The organism is Sphingobium salicis subsp. salicis (genome assembly GCF_049472635.1).
Classification (GTDB): Bacteria; Pseudomonadota; Alphaproteobacteria; order Sphingomonadales; family Sphingomonadaceae; genus Sphingobium; species Sphingobium yanoikuyae_A.
Window position 1 is genome coordinate 4,587,398 of the sequence record NZ_JAYRCS010000001.1, and the last position, 22,672, is coordinate 4,610,069.

Sequence of the window (22,672 nt, forward strand, 5' to 3'; positions counted from 1 at the left end):
GCCGGGGCAGTAATCCGGCCGCTTTCTTCCTACCGTCCCGCTTCCCCCACCGGCAGCACCGTGGTGAATTTCGTCACCGACAGGGCGAAGTGGGAGGAGGCGCCGCCGACCGAGGGGTGTTTGAGCAGGTTGCGCATCAGGAAATGCTCATAATCGGCGACGTCGGAGGCCACGACCCGCATCAGATAGTCCCATTCGCCCGACATGAGGTAGCATTCCATGATCTGCGGATGCGCCTCGACAAAGGCGTGGAAGGCGTCGACGCTTTCGCTGGTGTGGCTCTTCATCCGCACGCTGCACAAGATGTTGACGGCGTGGCCCAGCTTCTCCGCATCGGCGAGGCGCACCGCGCCCTTGAGCACGCCCATCTCCTCCAGCGCCCTGATCCGTCGCCAGCAGGAGGGAGCGGTGCTGCCGACCCGTTCGGCCAGGTCCGCATTGCTGAGCGAGGCGTCACGCTGAAGCTCTGCGACGATGCGGCGGTCGAGTGTGTCGAGATTGACGGATTTGTTCATGATGTCGCCGATCGGTGAATTGATTTCGCAAAAACCTTCATAAATCCTGTCCGATTGAAAGGCAATTACGCCCAGTCTGTGAGAGATTGGTGCGATGGTAGAGGATATCGCACCGCCCACTGGCGTCGCCGCCGACTGGACGATCCCGCAGGCGTGGGACCGCTACAGCGCGGCTGAACATGCGATGTGGGACAGGCTGTTCGCGCGCCAGTCCGCCATGCTGCCCGACCGGGTGGTGCCCGAGTTCATGGCCGGGCTCGACATTTTGCGCATCAACCGCCCCGGCATCCCCAATTTCGAGGAGCTGTCCGATCGGCTGATGCGGGCGACCGGCTGGCAGGTGGTCGCCGTGCCGGGGCTGGTGCCGGATCGGATCTTCTTCGAGCATCTGGCCAATCGCCGCTTCGTGGCCGGCCGCTTCATCCGCACCCCCGACCAGATCGATTATCTGCAGGAGCCGGACATTTTCCACGATGTCTTCGGCCATGTGCCGCTGCTCGCGAACCCGGTCTTCGCCGACTATATGCAGGCCTATGGTGAGGGCGGGTTGCGCGCCGCCGATCTGGGCGCGATCGAGCGGCTGGCCCGGCTCTACTGGTACACGGTCGAGTTCGGCCTCATTCGCCGGCCCGAGGGGCTGCGCCTCTATGGCGCGGGCATCGTCTCCTCCTATGGCGAATCCGTCTTCGCGCTCGACGACCCCTCGCCCAATCGCCTGGGCTTCGACCTCAGGCGGCTGATGCGCACCCGCTATCGCATCGACGATTATCAGCAGAGCTATTTCGTCATCGACAGTTTCGAGGATCTGTTGCGCCAGACGATCGAGACCGACTTCGCCCCGCTCTATGCGCAACTGGCGGGGCAGCCCGATTTCGCGACCGACGCGATCGCCGACACCGACATCATCTACACCCGTGGCACCCAGGCCTATGCCCGTGCCCGCGCTCCTGAGGTACTATGACAGACACGACCCTTCTTGCCCCGGCGCCCGGCCGGTCCCTGTTCGGTGCGCTCGATCGCCAGGCGCCCGACGCGCTGCTGGGGCTGATCGCGCAGTATCGCGCCGATCCGCGCGCCGACAAGATTGACCTGGGCGTCGGCGTCTATCGCGACGAGGCGGGCGCGACCCCGGTGATGCGCGCGGTGAAGGCGGCCGAAGCGGTGCTGCTGGCCGAACAGGGCAGCAAATCCTATCTTGGGCCGGAGGGTGACACGGGCTTTGTCGATCTGCTCGCCGGCATTGTCTTTGGTCCGCTTGCCGGGTCCGATCGGATTGCCGGGGTGCAGACACCCGGCGGCACCGGCGCGCTGCGGCTGGGCGCCGACCTCATCGCCCGCGCCCGGCCCGGCGCCACCGTGTGGATCGGTGATCCGACCTGGCCCAATCATGCGCCGATCTTCCGCGAGGCCGGGCTGGCGCTGGCGTCGCACCGTTTCCTGGATGGCGCCGGCGCGGTCGATTTCGACGCGATGCTGGCTGATCTGACCGCGGCGCAGGCCGGCGACGTGCTGCTGCTCCATGGCTGCTGCCATAATCCGACCGGCGTCGATTTCAGCGCCGACCAATGGGCGGCGATTGCCGATCTGTGCGCGGCGCGCGGCCTGATCCCGTTCATCGACCTGGCCTATCAGGGGCTGGGCGACGGGCTGGAGGCGGACGCCGCTGCCACGCGCCAGATGCTGGCCGTCGTGCCCGATGCGCTGGTCGCCTATAGCTGCGACAAGAATTTCGGCCTCTATCGCGAGCGGGTGGGGGCGCTGTGGGTGCAGGGGGCGAATGCCGCGCTGACCACGCTCGCCTTCTCCAACATCGTCGCGCTGGCGCGCGGCATCTGGTCGATGCCGCCCGATCATGGCGCGGCGATCGTCCGCACCATCCTGGAACGCCCGGCGATGCGCGCGCAATGGACGAGCGAGCTGGACCAGATGCGCACCCGCATCAATGCGCTGCGCACAGCGCTGGCGGCCGCCCATCCGCAGCTTGCCGCCATTTCCGGCCAGCGCGGCATGTTCGCGATGCTGCCGGTCAGCGCCGCCGCCGTCGCCGCGATGCGCGCCGACCATGGCATCTACATGGCCGGCAATGGCCGCATCAACATCGCCGGGCTGCGGCTCGACACCATCCCCGCCTTCGTTGCCGGCCTTTCGCCGCATCTGCCTTCTGCCTGAGGAACCCGTTATGACCATCGATCCCGCCAACCCGCTGGGCCTCAACGGCTTCGAGTTCGTCGAATTCACCTCGCCCGAGCCCGAGAAGATGGCGGCCCAGTTCGAGCAGCTGGGTTTCACCGCGACGCACAGGCACCCGACCAAGAATATCACCCGCTACAAACAGGGGCGGATCAACCTGATGCTCAACCGCGACGATGCCGGGCGGGTCGCTGCGTTCCGTGGCGAGCATGGCCCTTCGGCCAGCGCCATGGCCTTTCGCGTCGCCGATCCCGATGCGGCGCTGCGCTGGGCGCTCGACCATGGCGGCAAGCCGACGGACGAGAATGACACGGTGATCCAGGGGATTGGCGGCTCCTACCTCTATTTCATGCCCGATGGCGGCGATCCCTATGCCGACTGGGCCGAGTTTCCCGGCTGGCGGGAAGCCGAAGCGCGCAACAATGTCGGCCTCGACCTGCTCGACCATCTGACCCACAATGTGAAGCGCGGCCAGATGCGGGTGTGGAGCGAATTTTACCGCACCCTCTTCGGCTTCGAGGAGCAGAAATATTTCGATATCAAGGGCAAGGCGACCGGCCTGTTCAGCCAGGCGATGATCGCGCCGGACAAGGCGATCCGCATTCCCCTGAACGAGAGCCAGGACGACAAGAGCCAGATCGAGGAGTTCATCCGCGACTATAATGGCGAGGGCATCCAGCATATCGCGCTGACCACCGCCAATATCTATGACACGGTCGAGCGGCTGCGCGCGCGCGGGGTGCGGCTGCAGGACACGATCGAGACCTATTATGAACTGGTCGACCAGCGCGTGCCGGGCCATGGCGAGGATCTGGAACGACTGAAGCGCAACCGCATTCTGATCGACGGCAATGTCGGCGAGGAGGGCATCTTGCTGCAGATCTTTACCGAGACGATGTTCGGCCCGATCTTCTTCGAGATCATCCAGCGCAAGGGCAATGAAGGCTTTGGCAATGGCAATTTCCAGGCGCTCTATGAATCGATCGAGCTGGACCAGATCCGTCGCGGCGTGATCACCGTCGATGAGTGACGCGCCGCCCCGGATGATGAGCGGCTTCGGCAATCATTTTTCGACCGAGGCGGTGGCCGGCGCACTGCCGGTGGGGCGCAATTCGCCCCAGCGCGTGCCCTATGGCCTTTATGCCGAGCAATTGTCCGGTACCGCCTTCACCGCGCCGCGGGCGGAGAACAGGCGCAGCTGGCTCTATCGCATGCGGCCAGCGGCGGCGCATCCGCCGTTCGCGCCCTATGATGCTGCAGCCTTGCTGCGCAGCGCGCCGTTCGACGAAGTGCCGCCCTCACCCAACCGGCTGCGCTGGAACCCGCTGCCATTGCCTGAGGGTGACGTTGATTTTATCGACGGCCTCACCAGCTATGCCGGCAATGGCGATGTCGCGGCGGGACAGGGTTGCGCCGTGCATCTCTATGCCGCGACGGCCTCTATGATCGACCGCGCCTTCGTCTGCGCCGATGGCGAGATGCTGATCGTGCCGCAGCAGGGGGCGCTGCGCATCGTCACCGAACTGGGCGTGATCGACGTCGCGCCATTGCAGGTCGCGCTGATCCCGCGCGGGGTTCGATTCCGGGTCGAGCTGATCGAGGGCGCGGCGCGCGGCTATGTCTGCGAAAATTACGGCGCGCCCTTCCGCCTGCCCGATCTGGGGCCGATCGGTGCCAATGGCCTGGCCAACCCGCGCGATTTCGAGGCGCCGGTCGCGGCCTATGAGGATGTCGAGCGGCCCTATGCGCTGGTGCAGAAGTATATGGGCCGCCTGTGGACAACCATGCTGGACCATAGCCCGTTCGACGTCGTCGCCTGGCACGGCAATCTGACGCCGCTGCGCTATGACCTGACCCGTTTCAACACGATCAACACGGTCAGTTTCGACCATCCCGATCCCTCGATCTTCACGGTGCTGACCTCGCCGAGCGAGACGCCGGGGACCGCCAATATCGATTTCGTCATCTTCCCGCCGCGCTGGATGGTGGCGGAGGACACATTCCGGCCGCCCTGGTTCCATCGCAATGTGATGAGCGAGCTGATGGGCCTGATCCATGGCGAATATGATGCCAAGGCGGGCGGCTTCGCGCCCGGCGGCGCGTCGCTGCACAATGGCATGGTCAGCCATGGCCCCGACCGCGCCAGCTATGACAAGGCGATCGCCGCCGACCTCCAGCCCCAGCGCATCGCCAACACCATGGCCTTCATGTTCGAAAGCCGCATGGGGCTGCGCCCCACGCGCTGGGCGATGGAAAGCCCGCTGCTGCAACCCGATTATGATGATTGCTGGTCCGGCTTCCGCAAGGCCCAGCTTCCCCCGATGAACGAGACCCCATGAGCTATTGGCACATAGACGAAACCCATGATCCCGCCCGCACCAGCTGGGTTGCGAGCGCGCAGGATCATGGCGATTTCCCGATCCAGAACCTGCCCTATGGCCTGTTTTCGCCCGCAGGAGCTTCGCCGCGCGCCGGTGTCGCGATTGGCGACGCCATTTTGGACCTGGCCGCTTGCGTCGGCGCCGGGCTGATCGATTGCGCGCCGCTGCTGGAAGGGCAGCTCAATGCGCTGATGGCGCTGCCGGTGGCGGAGCGGGTCGCCCTGCGCCGCCGGATCAGCATTTTACTGTCGGACCCGGCGCATCGCCCGGCGGTCGAGCCGCTGCTGCACCGGGCCGCCGACTGCATGCTGCACCTGCCGGCGCGGATCGGCGACTATAGCGACTTCTATGTCGGCATCCATCACGCCAACAATATCGGCCGCCAGTTCCGGCCCGACAATCCGCTGCTGCCCAATTATAAATATGTGCCGATCGGCTATCATGGCCGGGCGTCCTCGATCCGCCCGTCGGGCGATCCACTGGTCCGCCCGCGCGGCCAGCGCAAGCCGCCCGAAGCCGATGTGCCGGTGGTCGGCCCGACCGCCCGGCTCGACTATGAGCTGGAACTGGGCGTATGGATCGGCGCCGGCAATGATCTGGGCAGCCCGATCCCCATCAGCGAGGCGGCGGATCATGTCGCCGGCTTCTGCCTGCTCAACGACTGGTCGGCGCGCGATTTCCAGGCGTGGGAATATCAGCCGCTCGGGCCGTTCCTCGCCAAGAATTTCCATTCGACCATTTCGCCCTGGGTGGTGACGCCCGAGGCGCTGGCGCCGTTCCGCATCGCCCAGCCGCCCCGGCCCGAAGGCGACCCGGCGCCGTTGCCTTACCTCAGCGATGCCGATGACCAGACCCATGGTGCGCTGGCGCTGACCTTGGAAGTCTATCTCTCCACCCAGGCGATGCGCGACGCAGGCCAGCCGCCGATGCGGCTCAGCCAGGGGCCGGCGAGCAACATGTACTGGACCGTCAGCCAGATCGTCACCCATCATGCCTCCAATGGCTGCAACCTGATGCCCGGCGACTTGCTGGGCAGCGGCACCATCTCCGCCCCTACGCGCGAGGGCTATGGCAGCCTGATGGAGATCAGCAGCGGCGGGCGCGAGCCGATCGAGCTGCCGTCGGGCGAGACACGCTGCTTCCTGGAGGATGGCGACGAGGTGACATTGCGCGCCACCGCGTCCGCCCCCGGCCATGTGTCGATCGGCTTTGGCGAATGCCGCGCGATGGTCGTGCCGGCGCGATGAGCGACCTTATCCTCCATGGCTATTGGCGATCGAGCGCGAGCTATCGCGTGCGGATCGCGCTGGCCTTGAAGGGCGTCGACTATGCACAGGTCACTCATGACCTGCGCAGCGGTGCGCAGCGCGCGCCCGACTATCGGGCGCTGGCGCCGCAGGGGCTGGTGCCCGCGCTGGTCGATGGCGACACCGTGCTGACGCAGAGCGGCGCGATACTGGAATGGATCGAGGCGCGCTGGCCGCAGCCGCCCTTGCTGCCCGCCGATCCCGGCGATGCCGCGATCGTCCGTGCCATGGCCGGCATCATTGCCTGCGACATTCATCCACTCGGCAATCTGCGCGTGTTGCAGGCGCTGCGGCAGGATTTTGGTGCCAGCGAGGATCAGGTCCGCGCCTGGATCGCGCGCTGGACCGGCGAGGGGCTGGCCGCGCTCGAAACACTGGTCGCCCGACACGGCAGCACCCATGCCTTCGGGGACGGCCCGAGTTTCGCCGACTGCCATATCGTGCCTCAGCTCTACAATGCCCGGCGCTTCGGCGTCGACCTGACGCCCTTTCCGCGGCTGTGCGCCGTGGACGCGGCGGCATGCGCGCTCCCCGCCTTTGCCGCCGCGCACCCCGATCGCCAGCCCGACGCCGACGCATGAGCGACGCCGACACGCGCCTGTTCGCGACGCCGGCGGGCGTGCGCCTGTGCCCGATCGCGCAAATCGCCGACGGCAAGGCGCGCAATTTTGTGCTGCAGATGCGCGCCGGCCGCTTCCATGGCTTTGCCGTGCGCACCGGCGATCATGTCGTCGGCTTTGTCGACCAATGCCCCCATGCCGGCCTGCCGCTGGCGCAGCAGCTGGACGATTATCTGACCCCGGATGGCAGCCATATCCGCTGTAGCTGGCACGGCGCCATTTTCCGCCGCGACGATGGTGTCTGCGTCGGCGGGGCGTGCGTCGGCCAGCGCCTCACGCCCTGGCCACTCGCCATCGCCGATGGCTGGATTGTCACCGCTGCCCAAAGCGACTAGGAACCGGCCCAGGGACGGCGCTTCGCATCGTCCCGACATGATCGCGCCGGTGCCCCCACGGGGGCTTAAAATGGGAAGGCGGTGCGGATGCCATGGCATCCAAGTCCGCAGCTGTCCCTGCAACTGTGAGCGGCGAGCGTGATGAACAGCGCCCTCCCCAGCCGGGAGGGCAGCCACTGGGCCGGACGCTAAATCCTGCGAGGCCTGGGAAGGCCGTTCCTCCCGCTATGACCCGCAAGCCAGGAGACCTGCCGGCGTTTAGGTCGCTCTTGCTTTGGTCCAGGGGATGGCCGGGGCACGGTGTTCCGTCTGAGCGACAGGTTGGCGGCTGGAGCCGCGCGGTCACGCATCTGCGGGCGAACAAGCGCCCGTCCGCGATGCGGGCCGGCCGTGCGTGCGCGCCCGGTTCGCTCCCGCCCCGGTTGCTCCGGCGCGCGAGTATTTGTCATGGCCAACACTGCATCTGCCAAGATTCCGACCACCGTCATCACCGGCTTTCTGGGCGCGGGCAAGACCACGCTGATCCGCCATCTGCTGGAAAATGCGAAGGGGCGCCGGCTCGCCCTCATCATCAACGAATTTGGCGATGTCGGCGTCGATGGCGAACTGGTGAAGGGCTGCAACGACGCCGCCTGCCCGGAAGAGGATATTGTCGAACTGGCCAATGGCTGCATCTGCTGCACCGTGGCCGACGATTTCCTGCCGACCATGACCGCGCTGCTCGACCGGCCGAGCCCGCCCGACCATATCATCATCGAGACGTCGGGCCTGGCGCTGCCCAAGCCGCTGGTCAAGGCCTTCCAGTGGCCCGACATCCGCACCCGCGCCACGGTGGACGGCGTCGTCGCGCTGATCGACGCCGATGCGGTCGCCGCCGGTCGCTTTGCCACCGACGAGGCGGCGCTGGCCGCCGCGCGTGCCGCCGATCCCAATCTGGACCATGACAGCCCGCTGGAGGAATTGTTCGAGGATCAGCTCGCCTGTGCCGATATGGTGGTGCTGAACAAGAGCGACCTGGTCGATGCCGACACGCTGGCCGCGGTCGAGGCGCAGGTCGATGCCGAGACGCGGCCCGGCGTGAAGATCGTCCGCGCCGCTCATGGTGCGGTCGATATCGGCGCGCTGCTGGGCATCGTCGCGGCGGCGGAGGATGATCTTGACGCCCGCCCCTCGCACCATGAGGCGGAGGGCGAGGATCATGACCATAATGATTTCGACAGCTTCGTCGTCGGCGGCGCTGCGGTCGCCGATCCCGACACGCTGGTGGAGGCGCTGTCCGCGCTGATCGCCACCCATGACGTGCTGCGCGTCAAGGGCATGGTCGCGGTTGCCGGCAAGCCGATGCGTCTGGTGGTGCAGGCGGTCGGCCCGCGCATCCAGCATTTCTTCGACCGCCCCTGGCAGGCGGGGGAGGCGCGCCGGACCCAGCTGGTGGTGATCGGCCAGAAGGGGCTGGACCGCGCCGCGATCGAGGCCGACATCCAGGCCGTGCTCGGCTGATGCATCTCCTGTCCGCCACGCCGGGAACGATCAGCGACGGCGAGGAGGCGATCGACCTCGATCAGCCGCCCGGCGACATCGTCATCCTGACCGTGGCGGACAGCGATCTGGCCTGTTTCGCCGCCGCTGCCGCGCGCCTGCCCGATGACGCGCCGAGCGTGCGGCTGGCCAATCTGTTGCAGCTCAAACATCCCTATTCGGTCGATCTCTATGTCGAGAAGGTGATCGCCAAGGCGCGCTTCGTCTGCGTCATCCTGCTCGGCGGCAAGAGCTACTGGCCTTATGGCGTGGACGAGATTGCGCAGGTCGCACGCGAACGGGGCATCGCCTTCGCCGCGATCGCCGACGGGCGGGAGGGCGATCCGGCGCTGGATCGTGCTTCCACCGTGCCGGCGGCGATGCGCGAGCAGTTGCGGGACTATCTGCGCCAGGGCGGCACCGCCAATGCTTTGTCCTTCCTGCGCTGCGCCGCCCGGCTGACCGGCGCGGATGCGGGCGAGCCCGACCATCCGCTGCCGATCGCTGACGCCGGCCTCTACCTACCCGGCCATGACCGGCCGGGCGTAGCCGAACTGCGCGCAACCTGGGTCGAGGGGCGGCCGGTGGCGCTGCTGATCTTCTATCGCGCGCTGGTGGTGGCCGGCACGCTGAGCGCGGTCGATGCGATGGTGGCGGCGCTTGGCGCGCGCGGCTTCAATGTCGCCGCCGTGCATGTGCGTGCGTTGCGCGAACCCTTCGTGCGCGACTGGCTTGGCGGGCTGCTGGCCGACATCGCGCCCGACATCATCGTCAATGCGACCAGCTTCGCCGCCTCGTCGTCGTCCGAGCCGCGCGTGCCGGGCATCTTGGAACAGGCCGATTGCCCGATCCTGCAGACCGCCTTTGCCGGGGTCGAGGAAGGCAGCTGGCGCGGGTCCGCCCGTGGCCTTGGCCCGCGCGATCTGGCGATGAATGTCGCCCTGCCCGAAGTGGACGGCCGCCTCTTCACCCGCGCCGTCGCCTTCAAGGCGGCTGAGCGGTTCGACGCGCGGACCCAGTGCGGCATCGTCGTGCCGCGCGTCGCACCCGACCGGGTCGCCTTCGTCGCCGATCTGGCGCGCAACTGGGCGGCGCTGCGCCGTACCGCACCGGCCGAGCGCCGGGTCGCGTTGGTGCTGGCCAATTATCCCAATCGCGATGGCCGCATCGGCAATGGCGTCGGCCTCGACACGCCCGCCAGCGCCGCCGCGATCCTGTGCCAATTGGGCGAGGCCGGCTATGCGATCGGCGATGCGCCGCGCGATGGCGCCGCGTTGATGCGGCTGATGACCGGCGGCGTCACCAATGATCGGGCGTCGATGGATCGGCCGGGCGAAGCCAGCCTGTCGCTCGATGTCTATCGCGCCGCCTTTGCCGCTCTGCCCGACAGCGCCCGCACGGCCATGGTCGATCGCTGGGGCGCGCCTGAAGCCGATCCCTTCGTGCGGGACGGTGCCTTTCGCCTTGCGGTCCATCGTTTCGGCCATGTCGCGATCGCGGTGCAGCCGGCGCGCGGTTACAATATCGATCCCAAGAGCAGCTATCATGACCCCGCGCTGCCGCCGCCCCACGCCTATCTCGCCTTTCATGTCTGGCTGGCGCAGGATTTCGGCGCGCAGGCGCTGGTCCATGTCGGCAAGCATGGCAATCTGGAATGGCTGCCGGGCAAGGCGGTGTCGCTTTCGGCCGATTGCTTCCCCGAAATCTGCGCCGGGCCGGTGCCGCAGCTTTATCCCTTCATCGTCAATGATCCGGGCGAGGGGACGCAGGCCAAGCGCCGCATCGGCGCCGTCATCCTCGACCATCTGACCCCGCCGCTGACCCGCGCGGAAAGCTATGGGCCGCTCAAGCAGCTCGAAGCGCTGGTGGACGAATATTATCTCGCCGCCGGCATGGACCCGCGCCGGCTCGACCGGCTGCGCCGCGATATCATCGACCTCGCCCGCAGCCAGGGGCTGGACAAGGATGCGGGTGCCGCCGGCGACGATGATGACGCGCTCGCCGCGATCGACAATTATCTGTGCGAGCTGAAGGAATTGCAGATTCGCGACGGGCTGCATGTCTTCACCGCCTCGCCGGAGGGGCGACTGCGGCGCGACCTGCTGATCGCGCTGGCGCGCACGCTGCGCGGCCTGGATCATCCGGGGCAGGCGTCGCTGCTGCGGGCGCTGGCCGATGATCTGGGCCTCGATTTCGATCCGCTCGATTGCGTGCTGGGCGTGCCATGGGATGGGCCGCGTCCGGCGGCTTTGGCAGACTTATCCACAGATGCCTGGCGCACCCATGGCGACATGGTCGAGCGGCTGGAACTGCTGGCGGCGGCTCTGGTCGATGGCGCGGCGCCGGTCGGCCCGGCCAGTGCAGCCGTGCTGGCAGCGATCGCCGATGATCTGGCGCCGCGCGTCGATGCCTGTGGCCCGCGCGAGGCGGCCGCCCTGCTGGCCGGGCTCGACGGGCGTTTCGTGCTGCCGGGGCCATCGGGCGCGCCGACGCGGGGGCGGCCCGACGTGCTGCCGACCGGGCGCAATTTCTTTTCGGTCGATACCCGCGCGGTGCCGACCGCTGTCGCCTGGGATCTGGGCCAGCGATCGGCGCAATTGCTGGTCGACGATTATCTCCAGCGCGAAGGCGACTATCCCCGCGCCATCGCCCTGTCCGCCTGGGGCACGGCGAACATGCGCACCGGCGGCGATGATATTGCGCAGGCGCTGGCGCTGATGGGGGTGCGACCGCGCTGGGAATGGAGTTCGGGGCGGGTCGTCGGCTTCGAGATGATGACCCTGGCCGAGCTGGGCCGGCCGCGCGTCGACGTGACATTGCGCGTCTCCGGCTTCTTCCGCGACGCTTTCCCCGAACAGATCGACCTGATCGACAGCGCTGCCCGCGCGGTGATGGCGCTCGATGAGCCGGACGAGGATAATCCTGCCGCCGCCCGGCATCGCGCCGAACAGGCGGCGCTGGTGGCCGACGGCACCGACGCCACGGAGGCCGCGCGCCGCGCCGGCGCCCGCGTGTTCGGATCGAAGCCCGGCGCCTATGGCGCGGGACTGCAGGCGATGATCGACGAGAAGATCTGGCACAGCCGCGCCGATCTGGCGAACGTCTATCTCGACTGGGGCGGCTATGCCTATGGCGCGGGGGTGGAGGGCGACAGCGAACGCAGCCTGTTCGCCACCCGCCTGGCCCAGGCCGACGCGGTCGTCCAGAACCAGGATAATCGCGAGCATGACCTGCTCGACAGCGACGATTATTATCAGTTCGAAGGGGGCATCGCCGCCGCCATCGAACATCTGAAAGGCACCCGGCCGCTCAGCTATCATAACGACCATAGCCGCCCGGAGCGGCCGGTGATCCGCACCTTGGAGGATGAGATCGGCCGCATCGTGCGCGCCCGCGTCACCAACCCCAAATGGATCGCTGGCGTCATGCGCCATGGCTATAAGGGCGCGTTCGAGATCGCCGCCTCGGTCGACTATCTCTTCGCCTTCGCCGCCACCACCCATGCGGTACGCGATCATCATTTCGACGCCGTCCACGCCGCCTTCATCGAGGACGACACCGTGCGCGCCTTCATGGCCGACGCCAATCCCGCCGCCCTGCGCGAGACCGCCGCCCGGCTGGCCGAGGCGCTGGAACGCGGTCTGTGGAAACCCAAGTCCAACAGCGCGGGCATGCTGCTCGCCGAGCTTTCTGGAGAGTGATGATGGTCGAACGCACCGACGAACAGCATGCGGAAAAGATGAAGAAGAAGCAGGCCGCCCATGACAAGATCATGGCGACCAAGACCCAGGAAAAGGGCCTGCTGATCGTCCATACCGGCAAGGGCAAGGGCAAGACCACGGCGGCGCTGGGCATGGTCGTGCGCATGATCGGCCATGGCAAGAAGGTCGGCGTGGTCCAGTTCGTGAAGGGCGCGATGACCACCGGCGAGAAGGCGGTGTTCGATGCCTTCCCCGAACAGGTCGAATTCAAGCCTATGGGCGAGGGCTTCACCTGGAACACGCAGGATCGCAGCCGCGACATCGCGCTGGCCCGCGAAGCGTGGGACGAGGTGAAACGCATGGTCGCCGACCCTGACTATGCGATGGTGCTGGCCGATGAACTCAACATCGTGCTGCGCTACGACTATCTGCCGCTGGACGAGGTGCTGGCGGTGCTGACCGGCAGGGACGCGATGAAGCATGTCGTCGTCACCGGCCGCAACGCGCCCGAGGCGCTGATCGAGGCGGCCGATCTGGTCACCGAAATGACCATGATCAAGCATCCCTTCCGCAGCGGGGTGAAGGCGCAGGCCGGCATCGAATATTGATGCAGGCCTTCGATCCCGATTTCTGCGTGACGCTGACGGAGCTGCTGACCTGGCGCCGCGACGTGCGCCATTTCCGCACCGATCCACTGGACGAGGCGATGGTGCTGGAGCTGCTGACGCTGGCGCAACTGGCGCCCTCGGTCGGCAACAGCCAGCCCTGGCGCTTCGTCCGGGTAAGGACGCCGGCGCTGCGCGCGACACTGGCCGATCATGTCGATGCCGAGCGGGAGCGGGCCACCAGCCAGATCGCCGACGCGACCCGGCATGACGCCTATCGCGCGCTGAAGCTGCACGGGCTGGGCGAGGCGCCGGAGATCATCGCCGTCTTCTGCGACGATGCGACATCGGCCGGCGCGGGGCTGGGCGCGGCGACCATGCCGCAGACACGGCTCCATTCGGTGGTGCTGGCGATCCACACGCTGTGGCTGGCGGCGCGGGCGCGTGGGCTGGCGCTCGGCTGGGTGTCGATCCTCGACCCCGCCTTCGTCGCGCGGACGCTGGCGGTGCCCGACGACTGGACCTTCGCTGCCCTGCTATGCCTGGGCTATCCCGAAGCCGTCGCCGACACGCCCGAGCTGGACCGGCTGGGCTGGCAAGCCCGGCTCGATCCGCTGGCGCAGATCAGCGAGCGATGACCATTTATTGCGGGGCGACCTCGAACATGTCCTCGATGCCCGGCTCCTGCGGCATATCCTCACGCTCGGTTGCCTGGCGCGCCCACATGGTGGCGTAGAGGCCGTCGGCGCGGACCAGATCGGCATGGCGGCCGCGCTCGACGATGCGGCCGGCGTCCAGCACGATGATCTCGTCGGCATCGACCACGGTCGACAGGCGATGGGCCACCACCAATGTCGTGCGCTTGCGGCTGATGTCGCGCAGCACGGTCTGGATCTCGGTCTCGGTGCGGCTGTCGAGCGCGCTGGTCGCTTCATCCAGCACCAGTAGCGGTGGGTCTTTCAGCAACGTGCGGGCGATGGCGACACGCTGCTTCTCGCCGCCCGACAGCTTGAGGCCGCGTTCGCCGACGCGGGTATCATAGCCCTGCGGCAGGCTCATGATGAAGTCGTGGATCGACGCCGCCTTGGCCGCCGCCTCGATCTCCGCCTGGTTTGCGCCTTCGCGGCCATAGCCGATATTATAGCCGACCGTGTCGTTGAACAGCACCATGTCCTGCGGCACGATGCCGATCGCGGCACGCAGCGATGCCTGCGTCACGGCGGCGATATCCTGCCCGTCGATCGACACGGTGCCGCCCTGGATATCGTAGAAGCGGAACAGGATACGGGCGATGGTCGACTTGCCCGCGCCCGACGGGCCGACGATGGCGAGCGTCTTGCCCGCCGGCACCGCAAAGCTGACGCCATGGAGGATCTCGCGCTCGGGATCATAGCCGAAGCGGACAGCATCGAAGCGAACCGCGCCGCCCGCCACCTGCAGCGCCGGGGCGCCGGGCGCGTCGGCCACCTCCGTCTCGGTATCGATCAGCTTGTACATCGCCTCCATGTCGATCAGGCCCTGGCGGATGGTGCGATAGACCATGCCGAGCAGGTCGAGCGGGCGGAACAGCTGCGACAACAGCGTATTCACCAGCACCACGTCGCCGGTCGAGAATTGCCCCCGGCTCCAGCCCCAGACGGTATAGGCCATCGCCCCGCCCATCATCAGGTTGGTGATGAGCGACTGGCCGATATTGAGCCAGGCGAGGCTGTTTTCCGACTTTACCGCCGCCTTGGCATAGCGGCGCATGGCGGTGCCGTAGCGCCGCGCCTCGCGCTCCTCCGCGCCGAAATATTTGACCGTCTCGAAATTCAGCAGGCTGTCGACGGCATGGGCGACGGCGCTGGTGTCCATGTCCACCATGTCGCGGCGCAGCTGGTTGCGCCATTCGGTGACGAGCCGCGTGAACCAGATATAGAGGGCGACCATGGCCAGCGTCGCGGCGACCAGGCCGGGGCCGAACTTCACCAGGAAGATGGCGCAGACGGCGAGCAGTTCCAGCACCGTCGGCGCGATGTTGAACAGCAGGAAATAGAGCATCGTGTCGATGCTTTTCGTACCGCGCTCGACGATCTTGGTGACGGCGCCGGTGCGCCGGTCGAGATGGAAGCGCAGCGACAGGCGGTGGAGGTGGACGAAGACATCGTCGGCCAGGCGCCGGCCTGCTTCCTGCCCGACTTTCTCGAAAATGGCGTTGCGCAGATTGTCGAACAGCACGCCGCCAAAGCGCGCGCCGGCATAGGCGACGACCAGCGCCATGGCGAGGCCGGCGGCCGGTTCCAGCCCCGGCGCCATCCGGTCGATCGCGCCCTTATAGGCAAAGGGCATGGCGAGGGTGACGACCTTGGCCAGCGCGACCAGCGCCAGCGCCACCGCGACACGGCGCCGCAGCGCCGGCGCATCGGCCGGCCAGAGATAGGGGATGAAGCGCCGCAGCGTGGCCCAGGCGGGCGGAAGGGGCGTGGAATCGGGCGTGGCTGGGGGCATTTGTCGCTATTTAGGGCATGACGGGCGGCAATCCAGTGGCGCGACCATCCGGCCGGCCACGCAAAAGCGTCCCTTGTTGGAGATCATCCGCTTAACTTCGCATATTTCCCGCACATTCTGACATTTTCTTGCGCCCCGCCGATCCTATCGAAAAGTCGGAAACCGGGTGGCAAGAATAGCAAAGCGGGCTGCTGTAGGACAGCATCTTGCCCCGATGCGGCGCCCATGGCAGGCTTCGCCTCCGTCATCCTTCCCCGACAAGGAGCACGGCATGGAACCTTTTAGTGTGGCGCTGGCACCCGAACGGTTGTGGCAGGCGATCAATCCCCTGACCTGGACGCAGAGCGGCGGCCAGGTCGGCCTCATCAATATCGCGCTCGGCCAGACGGCACGCCCGGACATAGAGCGCACGGTATTGAACGAGGTCGGCAGCTATGGCCGGCAGATCGGCCGGATCGGCGACGCGCTCGAAGTGCTGATCCGCCATTTCGAGACCAGGGATCTGCCACAGACGGAGCGCGATGCGCTGACGATTTTGATGGGCCAACTCGCCGAGGTCCGCAAGGTCAAGGCGCGCGAACGGGAGGGGTGAAGGGTGGGAACAAGGCATAGCCCCTCCCTTCCAGGGAGGGGTTGGGGTGGGTTGCGAGCGTAGCGAGCTTCTGCCCTATCGACCGTAGACCGCCGCTGCGCGGCGCACCCACCCCCGGCCCCTCCCTGGAAGGAAGGGGAGTGGGAAACGTCCGCTGCTGGTCGCTTCCAGACCATCCTCCCCTGCTAGGGGAGGTGGCTGGCCGTAGGCCAGACGGAGGGGTGTCCTCCTCTCGATAGGGTGACACCCCTCCACCACTTCGTGGTCCCCCTCCCCTTGCAGGGGAGGATTTTGCCGCCGCTCTTGGTCGAAGCCTGCCAATCCCCACAGGCGTCATCCTGACGAAAGTCAGGAGCCATTCTGCACTGCGCCAGATAGGGCTTGCTGAATGGATCCCGGATCAAGTCCGGGATGACGACGAGGAGAGGGCAGCATTGGGCCGTCAGCCATCAATGACGGGAGATAGTCGCTACCGCTCATCCCCAGCAATGTCGCGCCGGACGCGACCCGATCGCGCGCGCGGCCGTCATCGCCCACCGCTTTCCTATTCACCCTGGCTCTGCTCTACCCTTGGCGATGCGACAGCGCATTCCTTCGTCACCCCGTCTTCTCCATCCGGCGCCTGCCCGGTGCGCAACCGGTGGGTGGGTGTCGCTTCGGCGGCGCGCGGCGGGGGCGATCCGGGCGCGGTGCGCGGACCCGCCCCTTGTTGGAGGTGACGCGTTTCCCGCGCGTGACCGGCGCGTCGCAGAGGCAAAACCGGCGCAAAAGGCCCTAAAAGCCCGTTTACACTGTGAACTTCGGGAGAGGCGTTCTCTATCGGCCCTGGCGCAGGATCGCCGGCGCCTCCCGCCAGGTGCCCGGCGCGATGTCGTCGATCGTCCAGTCGCCGATGCGCCAGCGGACCAGGCGCAGGGTCGGCAGGCCGACCGCCGCGGTCATGCGCCGAACCTGCCGATTGCGGCCTTCGCGGATGGTGAGGCGCAGCCAGCAATCGGGCACGCTCTTGCGGAAGCGCACCGGCGGGTCGCGCGGCCACAGCGCGGGATCATCGATCCGCTCGACCTCGGCCGGCAGGGTCATGCCGTCCTTCAGCTGCACGCCGCGCCGCAGCGCCGCCAGCGGCGTATCGTCGGGGTCGCCCTCTACCTGGACCAGATAGGTTTTGGGCATCTTGAAGCGCGGGTCGGCAATGCGCGCCTGCAACCGGCCATCATCGGTCAGCAGCAACAGCCCTTCGCTGTCGAGGTCGAGCCGGCCGGCGGGATAGACGCCGGGCACGTCGACATAGTCGGTCAGGGTCGGGCGCGGCGGGCCGGTGCGCTCGTCGCTGAACTGGCACAGCACGCCATAGGGCTTGTTGAGGAGGATCAGTCGTCCCATGCGTCGTCCTCCTCCTCTTCTTCGTCCTCGAACGCGATGCTGCCCTGATTGTGGAGCAGCACCAGCAGCGCGATTGCGGCGGCGTCGCCCGCCAGCGCCGGATCAAGCTCCAGCGCGTCGTCCGCGCACAATTGCTGCGCCAGTGTCGCGCTGGCACCGGTGCAGTCATGCGACGCGCCATCGACGAACAGCAGGATGGCGTCTTCCGCCCGGACGAAGGCGAAGCGGCTGGCCGGATTGCGGCGCAGGGGTGCGCCTTCCGCTACCAGCGCCTGCATCGTGGCCGGGTCGATCGCTTCCTCGGGTGCCCAGTCAATCTCGGGATATTTGCGGGTGCTGCTATATTCGCCGAACCAGCGGGCAAAGCCGGCCGGGTCGGCCAGCTGTTCCAGCACCATCGCCTGCAACCGGGCCAGCGCGGCCGGGGCGATCTCGCCGGGATTGGCCTGGCGCGCCAAGGCGGGATCGGCATAGCGATCATCCTCGCCCAGCCCTTCGAGCAGGCGATCGGTCCAGCCCTCGATCAGTTCGCTGCGCGCCGGCGCGCGGAAGCCGACCGAATAGGTCATGCAGTCGGCGCCCACCGCGACGCCATCATGGGCGATGCCGGGCGGGACATAGAGGATGTCGCCGGGCTCCAGCACCCATTCGTCGGTCGCGTCGAATTCAGCCAGCAGGCGCAGGTCGGCATGGGGGCGCAGCGGGCTGTTATCGTCGCACATCTGGCCGATGCGCCAGCGGCGGCGGCCCGCGCCCTGGATCAGGAAGACGTCATATTGGTCAAAATGCGGGCCGACGCCGCCGCCGTCGCTGGCATAGCTGACCATGACATCGTCGATCCGCCAGTCGGGGATGAAGCGGAACGGGGCGATCAACGCCGCGATATCGGGCACCTGGTGATCCACCGCCTGCACCAGCAAGGTCCAGGGGCTGGCGCCGAGCGCGGCGAAGCGATCCTCCGCCAGCGGCCCCTGTTCCATCGTCCAGTCGCCGTCCGCCTGCACCACCAGCCGCGACTCGACGCCCTCCTCGCAGGCGAGGCCCGCCAGTTCCTCGGGCGCCAGCGGGTTGGTCCATTGCGCCCAGGGATTGCGGATCAGCAGCGGCCTTTGCTGCCAATAGTCGCGCAGGAACAGGTCGATATCGAAATCATGCAGATGCATCGGGGTCTCGCCGGGAAGGGGCGGCGCGCGGGGCGCGCCTGCCATCGGCCCGAACCCTTGCCCCTGTGCCCTGCCAATGTCAAAGCAGATGGACCGGATCGGCAGGAGGGGCGGGCATGGCCAGGCTGTTGGGGGCGATAATGGCGGGCGGACGCGCGACCCGCTTCGGCAGCGACAAGGCGGCGGCGCTGCTCGACGGGCGGCGGCTGATCGACCATGCGATCGACGCGCTCTCTCTCCATGTCGCCGCGATCGCGATCTGTGGCCGGATCGAGGAAGCCTATCTCAGCCTGCCCGACCGGCCGGGACCGGACATGGGGCCGCTGGGCGGCCTCAACGCCGCGCTGCATCATGCCCAGGCCCACGGCTTTGACGGCGTGCTGACCAGCGGCTGCGACATGCCCTTCTATCCGGCCGAGCTGCCCGCGCTGCTGATCGGCGAGCGGGCGGCGATCCTCGATGGGCAGCAGCTGCTCGGCTGGTGGCCGGCCGCGCTGGCGCCCGAGCTGGACGCGCATCTGGCGGAGGATAATAACCGGTCGATCCGGGGCTGGCTGGCGCGGATTGATGCGCGCACCGTGACGCTGCCGGGGCTGGTGCTGCCCAATATCAATCGGCCGGATGATCTGGCCGCGATCCGGCGCGATCGGGGGTAGCGCTCCCATTTTTTGCGGCGGGGTGCGAAAAACACTTGTCCCCCCGCGCCATCCTGCCATTGTCCGGCGCGTCGGATGCGGGGAACGGGGATTCCCATGCACCGGACAGGGGCAAGGAGGGGTGCATGGATCTGGTCCATGTCGGCGCGGCGTTGGCGGTGCAGATGGTCGTCATTCTTGGCGCCTGTCGCCTGTCCGGCTGGCTGGTCGGCCGGTTCCTGCGCCAGCCACGGGTGATCGGCGACATGATCGCGGGCATCCTGCTTGGTCCTTCGCTGCTCGGCTGGCTGGCGCCGCAGGCCCAGGCGCTGCTCTTCCCGATCGAGACCCGGCCGCTGCTGCAATTTGTCGCGCAGGCCGGCATCGGCCTCTACATGTTCCTGGTCGGCCTCGGCTTTCGCCGCGCGCATTTCCATCTTCAGGCGGGCAGCGCAGTTGCGGTTTCGCTGTGTGGCATCATCGTGCCCTTTCTGGGCGCGGTGGCGCTGACGCCCTGGCTGTCGGCCATGGGGCTGTTCGGGCCGACGGTCACGCCGTTCGAGGCGACCCTGTTCATCGGCGTCGCCATTTCCATCACCGCCTTTCCCGTGCTGGCGCGGATCATCCGCGAACGGAGGCTGGGCGGCACGCCGCTGGCCGCGCTGGCGCTGTCGGCCGGGGCGATCGACGATGCGATCGCCTGGTCTATCCTGGCGATCCTGCTCGCCTGCATCGGCGCGGACGGGATGATCGCGGTCCGGGCGCTGGGCGGCGGCGGGCTGTTCGCGATTGTCATGCTGTTCCTGGGCAGCCGGCTGCTGGCGCCGCTCGCTCGCTGGGCAGAGCGGGAAGGACGGGTTACGCCGGCCATGCTGCTGGTCGTGCTGCTGCTGTTCGGCGGGTGCGCCTGGGCGATGGACATGGCCGGGCTGCATGCCGTGTTCGGCGGATTCCTGCTGGGGGTGGCGATGCCGCGCGGCATCCTGTCGCAGGGGCTGGCCCGCAGGCTGGAGCCGATGACCATCGGCCTCCTCGTGCCGATCTTCTTCACCGTCTCCGGCCTCAATACGCAGGTGACGATGGTCAGCAGCCTGTCGCTGGCGCTGGTCGCGCTGGCGATCCTGGCGGTATCGATCCTGGCCAAGGGGGGCGCCTGCTGGGCGGCGGCGCGGCTGACCGGGCAGGACAATGTCACCGCGCTCGCCGTCGGCGCGCTGATGAATGCGCGCGGGCTGATGGAATTGCTAGTCATCAATATCGGCCTGCAGCGCGGCATCATCGGGCCGGAACTGTTCGCGATGCTGGCGCTGATGACGATCGTGACGACGATGATGACGGTTCCGGCGATCGACCGGCTGGCGCGTCGGAAGCGGCTGGGCGGCCCGATTGCCGACGGGCCGGACGATGACCCCACCGCGCGCGCCGTCGCCACGCCCGGTGCTGCCTGACCGATGCGGCGCCCCATCCTGTTTTTCCTTCCGCTGGATTGACCGACATGCATGCAGATTTTCCGACGTCCGACCGGGTGGTGAAGCGGGTTGTCGTCGCCGGCGGCGGCACTGCCGGCTGGGTGACGGCGACCGCGCTGGTCCGCCATCTGGGACCGCTGATCGACATCATACTGGTCGAATCCGACGCGATCGGCACCATCGGCGTGGGCGAATCCACCGTGCCGACCTTCCGCGGCTTCCACCAACTGATGAAGATTCGCGAAGACCGCTTCATGGCCGAGGCGCAGGCGACGGTGAAGCTGGGCATCGAGTTCAAGAATTGGGGGCAGGTCGGCGACCGCTATATCCACCCGTTCGGCACGATCGGGCTGCAATGGAGCTGGATGGCCGATTTCCACCATTTCTGGCTGCACGCCAGGGCGCAGGGCTTTGGCGGCGAGCTGGGCGAATATTGTCTGGAATGGGTGGCGGGCGAGGCCAATCGCATGTCGCTCAGCAGTTCGGTCGCGCCCAGCTATGCCTATCATATCGACGCCGCGCGCTATGCCCTATTCCTGCGCAGCCTGGCAGAGCCGGCGGGAGTGAAGCGGGTCGAAGGCAAGATCCGCAATGTCGAACTGGCGCCCGAGAGCGGGCATATCGCGGCGCTGGTGCTGGAATCGGGCACGCGGATCGAGGGCGACCTGTTCATCGATTGCACCGGTTTTCGATCGCTGCTGCTGGGCGAGGCGCTGGGCGTCGGCTTCGAGGATTGGGGCCAGTGGATCCGCACCGACCGCGCGGTCGCGGTCCAGTCCACCTCCGACGGTCCGGCGCAGCCCTATACTTCGGCAATCGCGCATGAGGCGGGCTGGCGCTGGCGCATCCCGCTGCAGCATCGCGACGGCAACGGCTTCGTCTTTGCCAGCGATTTCATGTCCGACGACGAGGCGCATGCCCGGCTGCTGGCGGAGATTGAGGGGGAACCGATCGTCGACCCGTGGCTGGTGCGGTTCAAGACCGGCACCCGGACCAGGGCCTGGCACAAGAACTGCGTTGGCCTGGGACTGGCCGGCGGCTTCATCGAGCCGCTCGAATCGACCAGCATCCACCTGATGATGGCGGCGGTGACGCGATTGATCGAGGATTTCCCCTTCCACGGGTTCGACGACGCGCTGCTCGACCATTTCAACCGCAAGTCACGGCTGGAATTCGAGAATATCCGCGACTTCATCATCCTTCACTATCATGTGACCCAGCGTGACGATTCCCCCTTCTGGGATCATTGCCGGACGATGGAGATACCCGACAGCCTGAAGGAAAGGCTGGCGCTGTGGCAGGAAAATGGCCGCGCCTATCAATTGGGGCATGAGCTGTTCCGCGTCGACAGCTGGTCATCGGTGCTGCTGGGTCAGGGCATGCACCCGCGCGGCTATCATCATGTCGCGGCGATGATGCCGGAACCGCAGCTGCGCGAGGAGCTGGCGCGCATGCGCAAGGACATTGCCGGGGTCGTGGCGGAGATGCCCAGCCATCGCGAATTCCTGCGTCGCTATTGTCCTGCAGAATTGATATAGTCAAAAAATGCGCATCGGTAGAATATTTTTTTCAATGCACAATAAAACATAAAAAACCATTATTTTCAGTCAAATATAAATCTGTAAATCAAACCCTTAGGGACTTTAACCAATCATAGCATCATAATTGACAACGCTGGCCATTAGGCTAGCATGAACGTCCAATAAGGCTCGATGTGGGCGAGCTGTTAAAAAAGGGAGGATTCTGAAATGGGCTTACCATATTCCAGATT

Annotated in this window: 19 protein-coding genes and 1 riboswitch; of the genes, 15 read left to right on the forward strand and 4 right to left on the reverse strand. The window is 67.0% G+C overall.

What is annotated here, in order from left to right:
• Positions 1 to 29: 29 nt before the first annotated feature.
• Positions 30 to 515, reverse strand: a complete 486-nt coding sequence (locus tag VHN57_RS22120; RefSeq protein WP_423285504.1) for an Lrp/AsnC family transcriptional regulator — start codon at positions 513 to 515, stop codon at positions 30 to 32.
• Between the two features lie 94 nt (positions 516 to 609).
• On the opposite strand from VHN57_RS22120, the gene phhA reads away from it, so the two are divergent.
• From phhA to bluB, 11 genes are all read left to right on the forward strand, one after another.
• Positions 610 to 1,476, forward strand: coding sequence for a phenylalanine 4-monooxygenase (phhA, locus tag VHN57_RS22125; protein WP_423285506.1), 867 nt, complete (start codon positions 610 to 612; stop codon positions 1,474 to 1,476).
• Complete coding sequence (locus VHN57_RS22130; protein WP_423285508.1) at positions 1,473 to 2,684, forward strand: amino acid aminotransferase; 1,212 nt, start codon at positions 1,473 to 1,475, stop codon at positions 2,682 to 2,684. Before phhA ends, VHN57_RS22130 begins: the two co-directional genes overlap by 4 nt.
• Positions 2,685 to 2,694: 10 nt before the next feature.
• Positions 2,695 to 3,735: a 4-hydroxyphenylpyruvate dioxygenase gene (hppD, locus tag VHN57_RS22135; RefSeq protein ID WP_037519495.1), complete on the forward strand. Its 1,041-nt coding sequence runs from the start codon at positions 2,695 to 2,697 to the stop codon at positions 3,733 to 3,735.
• A complete protein-coding gene (hmgA, locus tag VHN57_RS22140) occupies positions 3,728 to 5,044 on the forward strand; it encodes a homogentisate 1,2-dioxygenase (RefSeq protein WP_423285511.1) in 1,317 nt (438 codons plus the stop codon). The genes hppD and hmgA overlap by 8 nt, the downstream gene beginning before the upstream one ends.
• Complete coding sequence (gene fahA, locus VHN57_RS22145) at positions 5,041 to 6,333, forward strand: fumarylacetoacetase (protein ID WP_423285513.1); 1,293 nt, start codon at positions 5,041 to 5,043, stop codon at positions 6,331 to 6,333. The genes hmgA and fahA overlap by 4 nt, the downstream gene beginning before the upstream one ends.
• Entirely contained in the window at positions 6,330 to 6,974 is a 645-nt protein-coding gene (gene maiA / locus VHN57_RS22150; RefSeq protein ID WP_423285515.1) for a maleylacetoacetate isomerase, read from the forward strand. The genes fahA and maiA overlap by 4 nt, the downstream gene beginning before the upstream one ends.
• On the forward strand, positions 6,971 to 7,348 hold the full coding sequence (locus VHN57_RS22155) for a Rieske (2Fe-2S) protein (RefSeq protein ID WP_423285517.1): 378 nt from the start codon (positions 6,971 to 6,973) through the stop codon (positions 7,346 to 7,348). Before maiA ends, VHN57_RS22155 begins: the two co-directional genes overlap by 4 nt.
• Positions 7,349 to 7,378: 30 nt before the next feature.
• Positions 7,379 to 7,618: riboswitch (cobalamin riboswitch) on the forward strand.
• Between the two features lie 177 nt (positions 7,619 to 7,795).
• Entirely contained in the window at positions 7,796 to 8,848 is a 1,053-nt protein-coding gene (gene cobW / locus VHN57_RS22160; protein ID WP_423285519.1) for a cobalamin biosynthesis protein CobW, read from the forward strand.
• Positions 8,848 to 12,567, forward strand: coding sequence for a cobaltochelatase subunit CobN (gene cobN, locus VHN57_RS22165; protein WP_423285521.1), 3,720 nt, complete (start codon positions 8,848 to 8,850; stop codon positions 12,565 to 12,567). Before cobW ends, cobN begins: the two co-directional genes overlap by 1 nt.
• A gap of 2 nt (positions 12,568 to 12,569) precedes the next feature.
• Positions 12,570 to 13,175 (forward strand): cob(I)yrinic acid a,c-diamide adenosyltransferase, encoded by a 606-nt coding sequence (gene cobO / locus VHN57_RS22170; protein ID WP_423286100.1) that lies wholly within the window; start codon positions 12,570 to 12,572, stop codon positions 13,173 to 13,175.
• On the forward strand, positions 13,175 to 13,810 hold the full coding sequence (bluB, locus tag VHN57_RS22175; RefSeq protein WP_423285523.1) for a 5,6-dimethylbenzimidazole synthase: 636 nt from the start codon (positions 13,175 to 13,177) through the stop codon (positions 13,808 to 13,810). The genes cobO and bluB overlap by 1 nt, the downstream gene beginning before the upstream one ends.
• 4 nt (positions 13,811 to 13,814) lie before the next feature.
• On the opposite strand, the gene VHN57_RS22180 is transcribed toward bluB, so the two are convergent.
• Positions 13,815 to 15,659, reverse strand: a complete 1,845-nt coding sequence (locus tag VHN57_RS22180) for an ABCB family ABC transporter ATP-binding protein/permease (protein ID WP_423285525.1) — start codon at positions 15,657 to 15,659, stop codon at positions 13,815 to 13,817.
• 271 nt (positions 15,660 to 15,930) lie between these two features.
• Here VHN57_RS22180 and VHN57_RS22185 point away from each other — a divergent pair, with 271 nt between their 5' ends.
• Positions 15,931 to 16,251, forward strand: a complete 321-nt coding sequence (locus VHN57_RS22185) for a hypothetical protein (RefSeq protein WP_423285527.1) — start codon at positions 15,931 to 15,933, stop codon at positions 16,249 to 16,251.
• 816 nt (positions 16,252 to 17,067) lie between these two features.
• Here the strand turns inward: VHN57_RS22185 and VHN57_RS22190 are convergent.
• Both VHN57_RS22190 and VHN57_RS22195 read right to left on the reverse strand, forming a co-directional pair.
• Positions 17,068 to 17,634 (reverse strand): pseudouridine synthase, encoded by a 567-nt coding sequence (locus VHN57_RS22190; protein WP_423285529.1) that lies wholly within the window; start codon positions 17,632 to 17,634, stop codon positions 17,068 to 17,070.
• Entirely contained in the window at positions 17,622 to 18,842 is a 1,221-nt protein-coding gene (locus VHN57_RS22195; RefSeq protein ID WP_423285531.1) for a JmjC domain-containing protein, read from the reverse strand. The genes VHN57_RS22190 and VHN57_RS22195 overlap by 13 nt, the downstream gene beginning before the upstream one ends.
• Positions 18,843 to 18,913: 71 nt before the next feature.
• On the opposite strand from VHN57_RS22195, the gene mobA reads away from it, so the two are divergent.
• From mobA to VHN57_RS22210, 3 genes are all read left to right on the forward strand, one after another.
• On the forward strand, positions 18,914 to 19,453 hold the full coding sequence (gene mobA / locus VHN57_RS22200; RefSeq protein ID WP_423285533.1) for a molybdenum cofactor guanylyltransferase: 540 nt from the start codon (positions 18,914 to 18,916) through the stop codon (positions 19,451 to 19,453).
• 125 nt (positions 19,454 to 19,578) lie between these two features.
• A complete protein-coding gene (locus VHN57_RS22205) occupies positions 19,579 to 20,880 on the forward strand; it encodes a cation:proton antiporter (RefSeq protein ID WP_423285535.1) in 1,302 nt (433 codons plus the stop codon).
• A gap of 47 nt (positions 20,881 to 20,927) precedes the next feature.
• Positions 20,928 to 22,439 carry a tryptophan halogenase family protein gene (locus VHN57_RS22210; protein ID WP_423285537.1) on the forward strand — a complete coding sequence of 504 codons (1,512 nt, stop codon included), beginning with the start codon at positions 20,928 to 20,930 and terminating at the stop codon, positions 22,437 to 22,439.
• Positions 22,440 to 22,672: the final 233 nt, after the last annotated feature.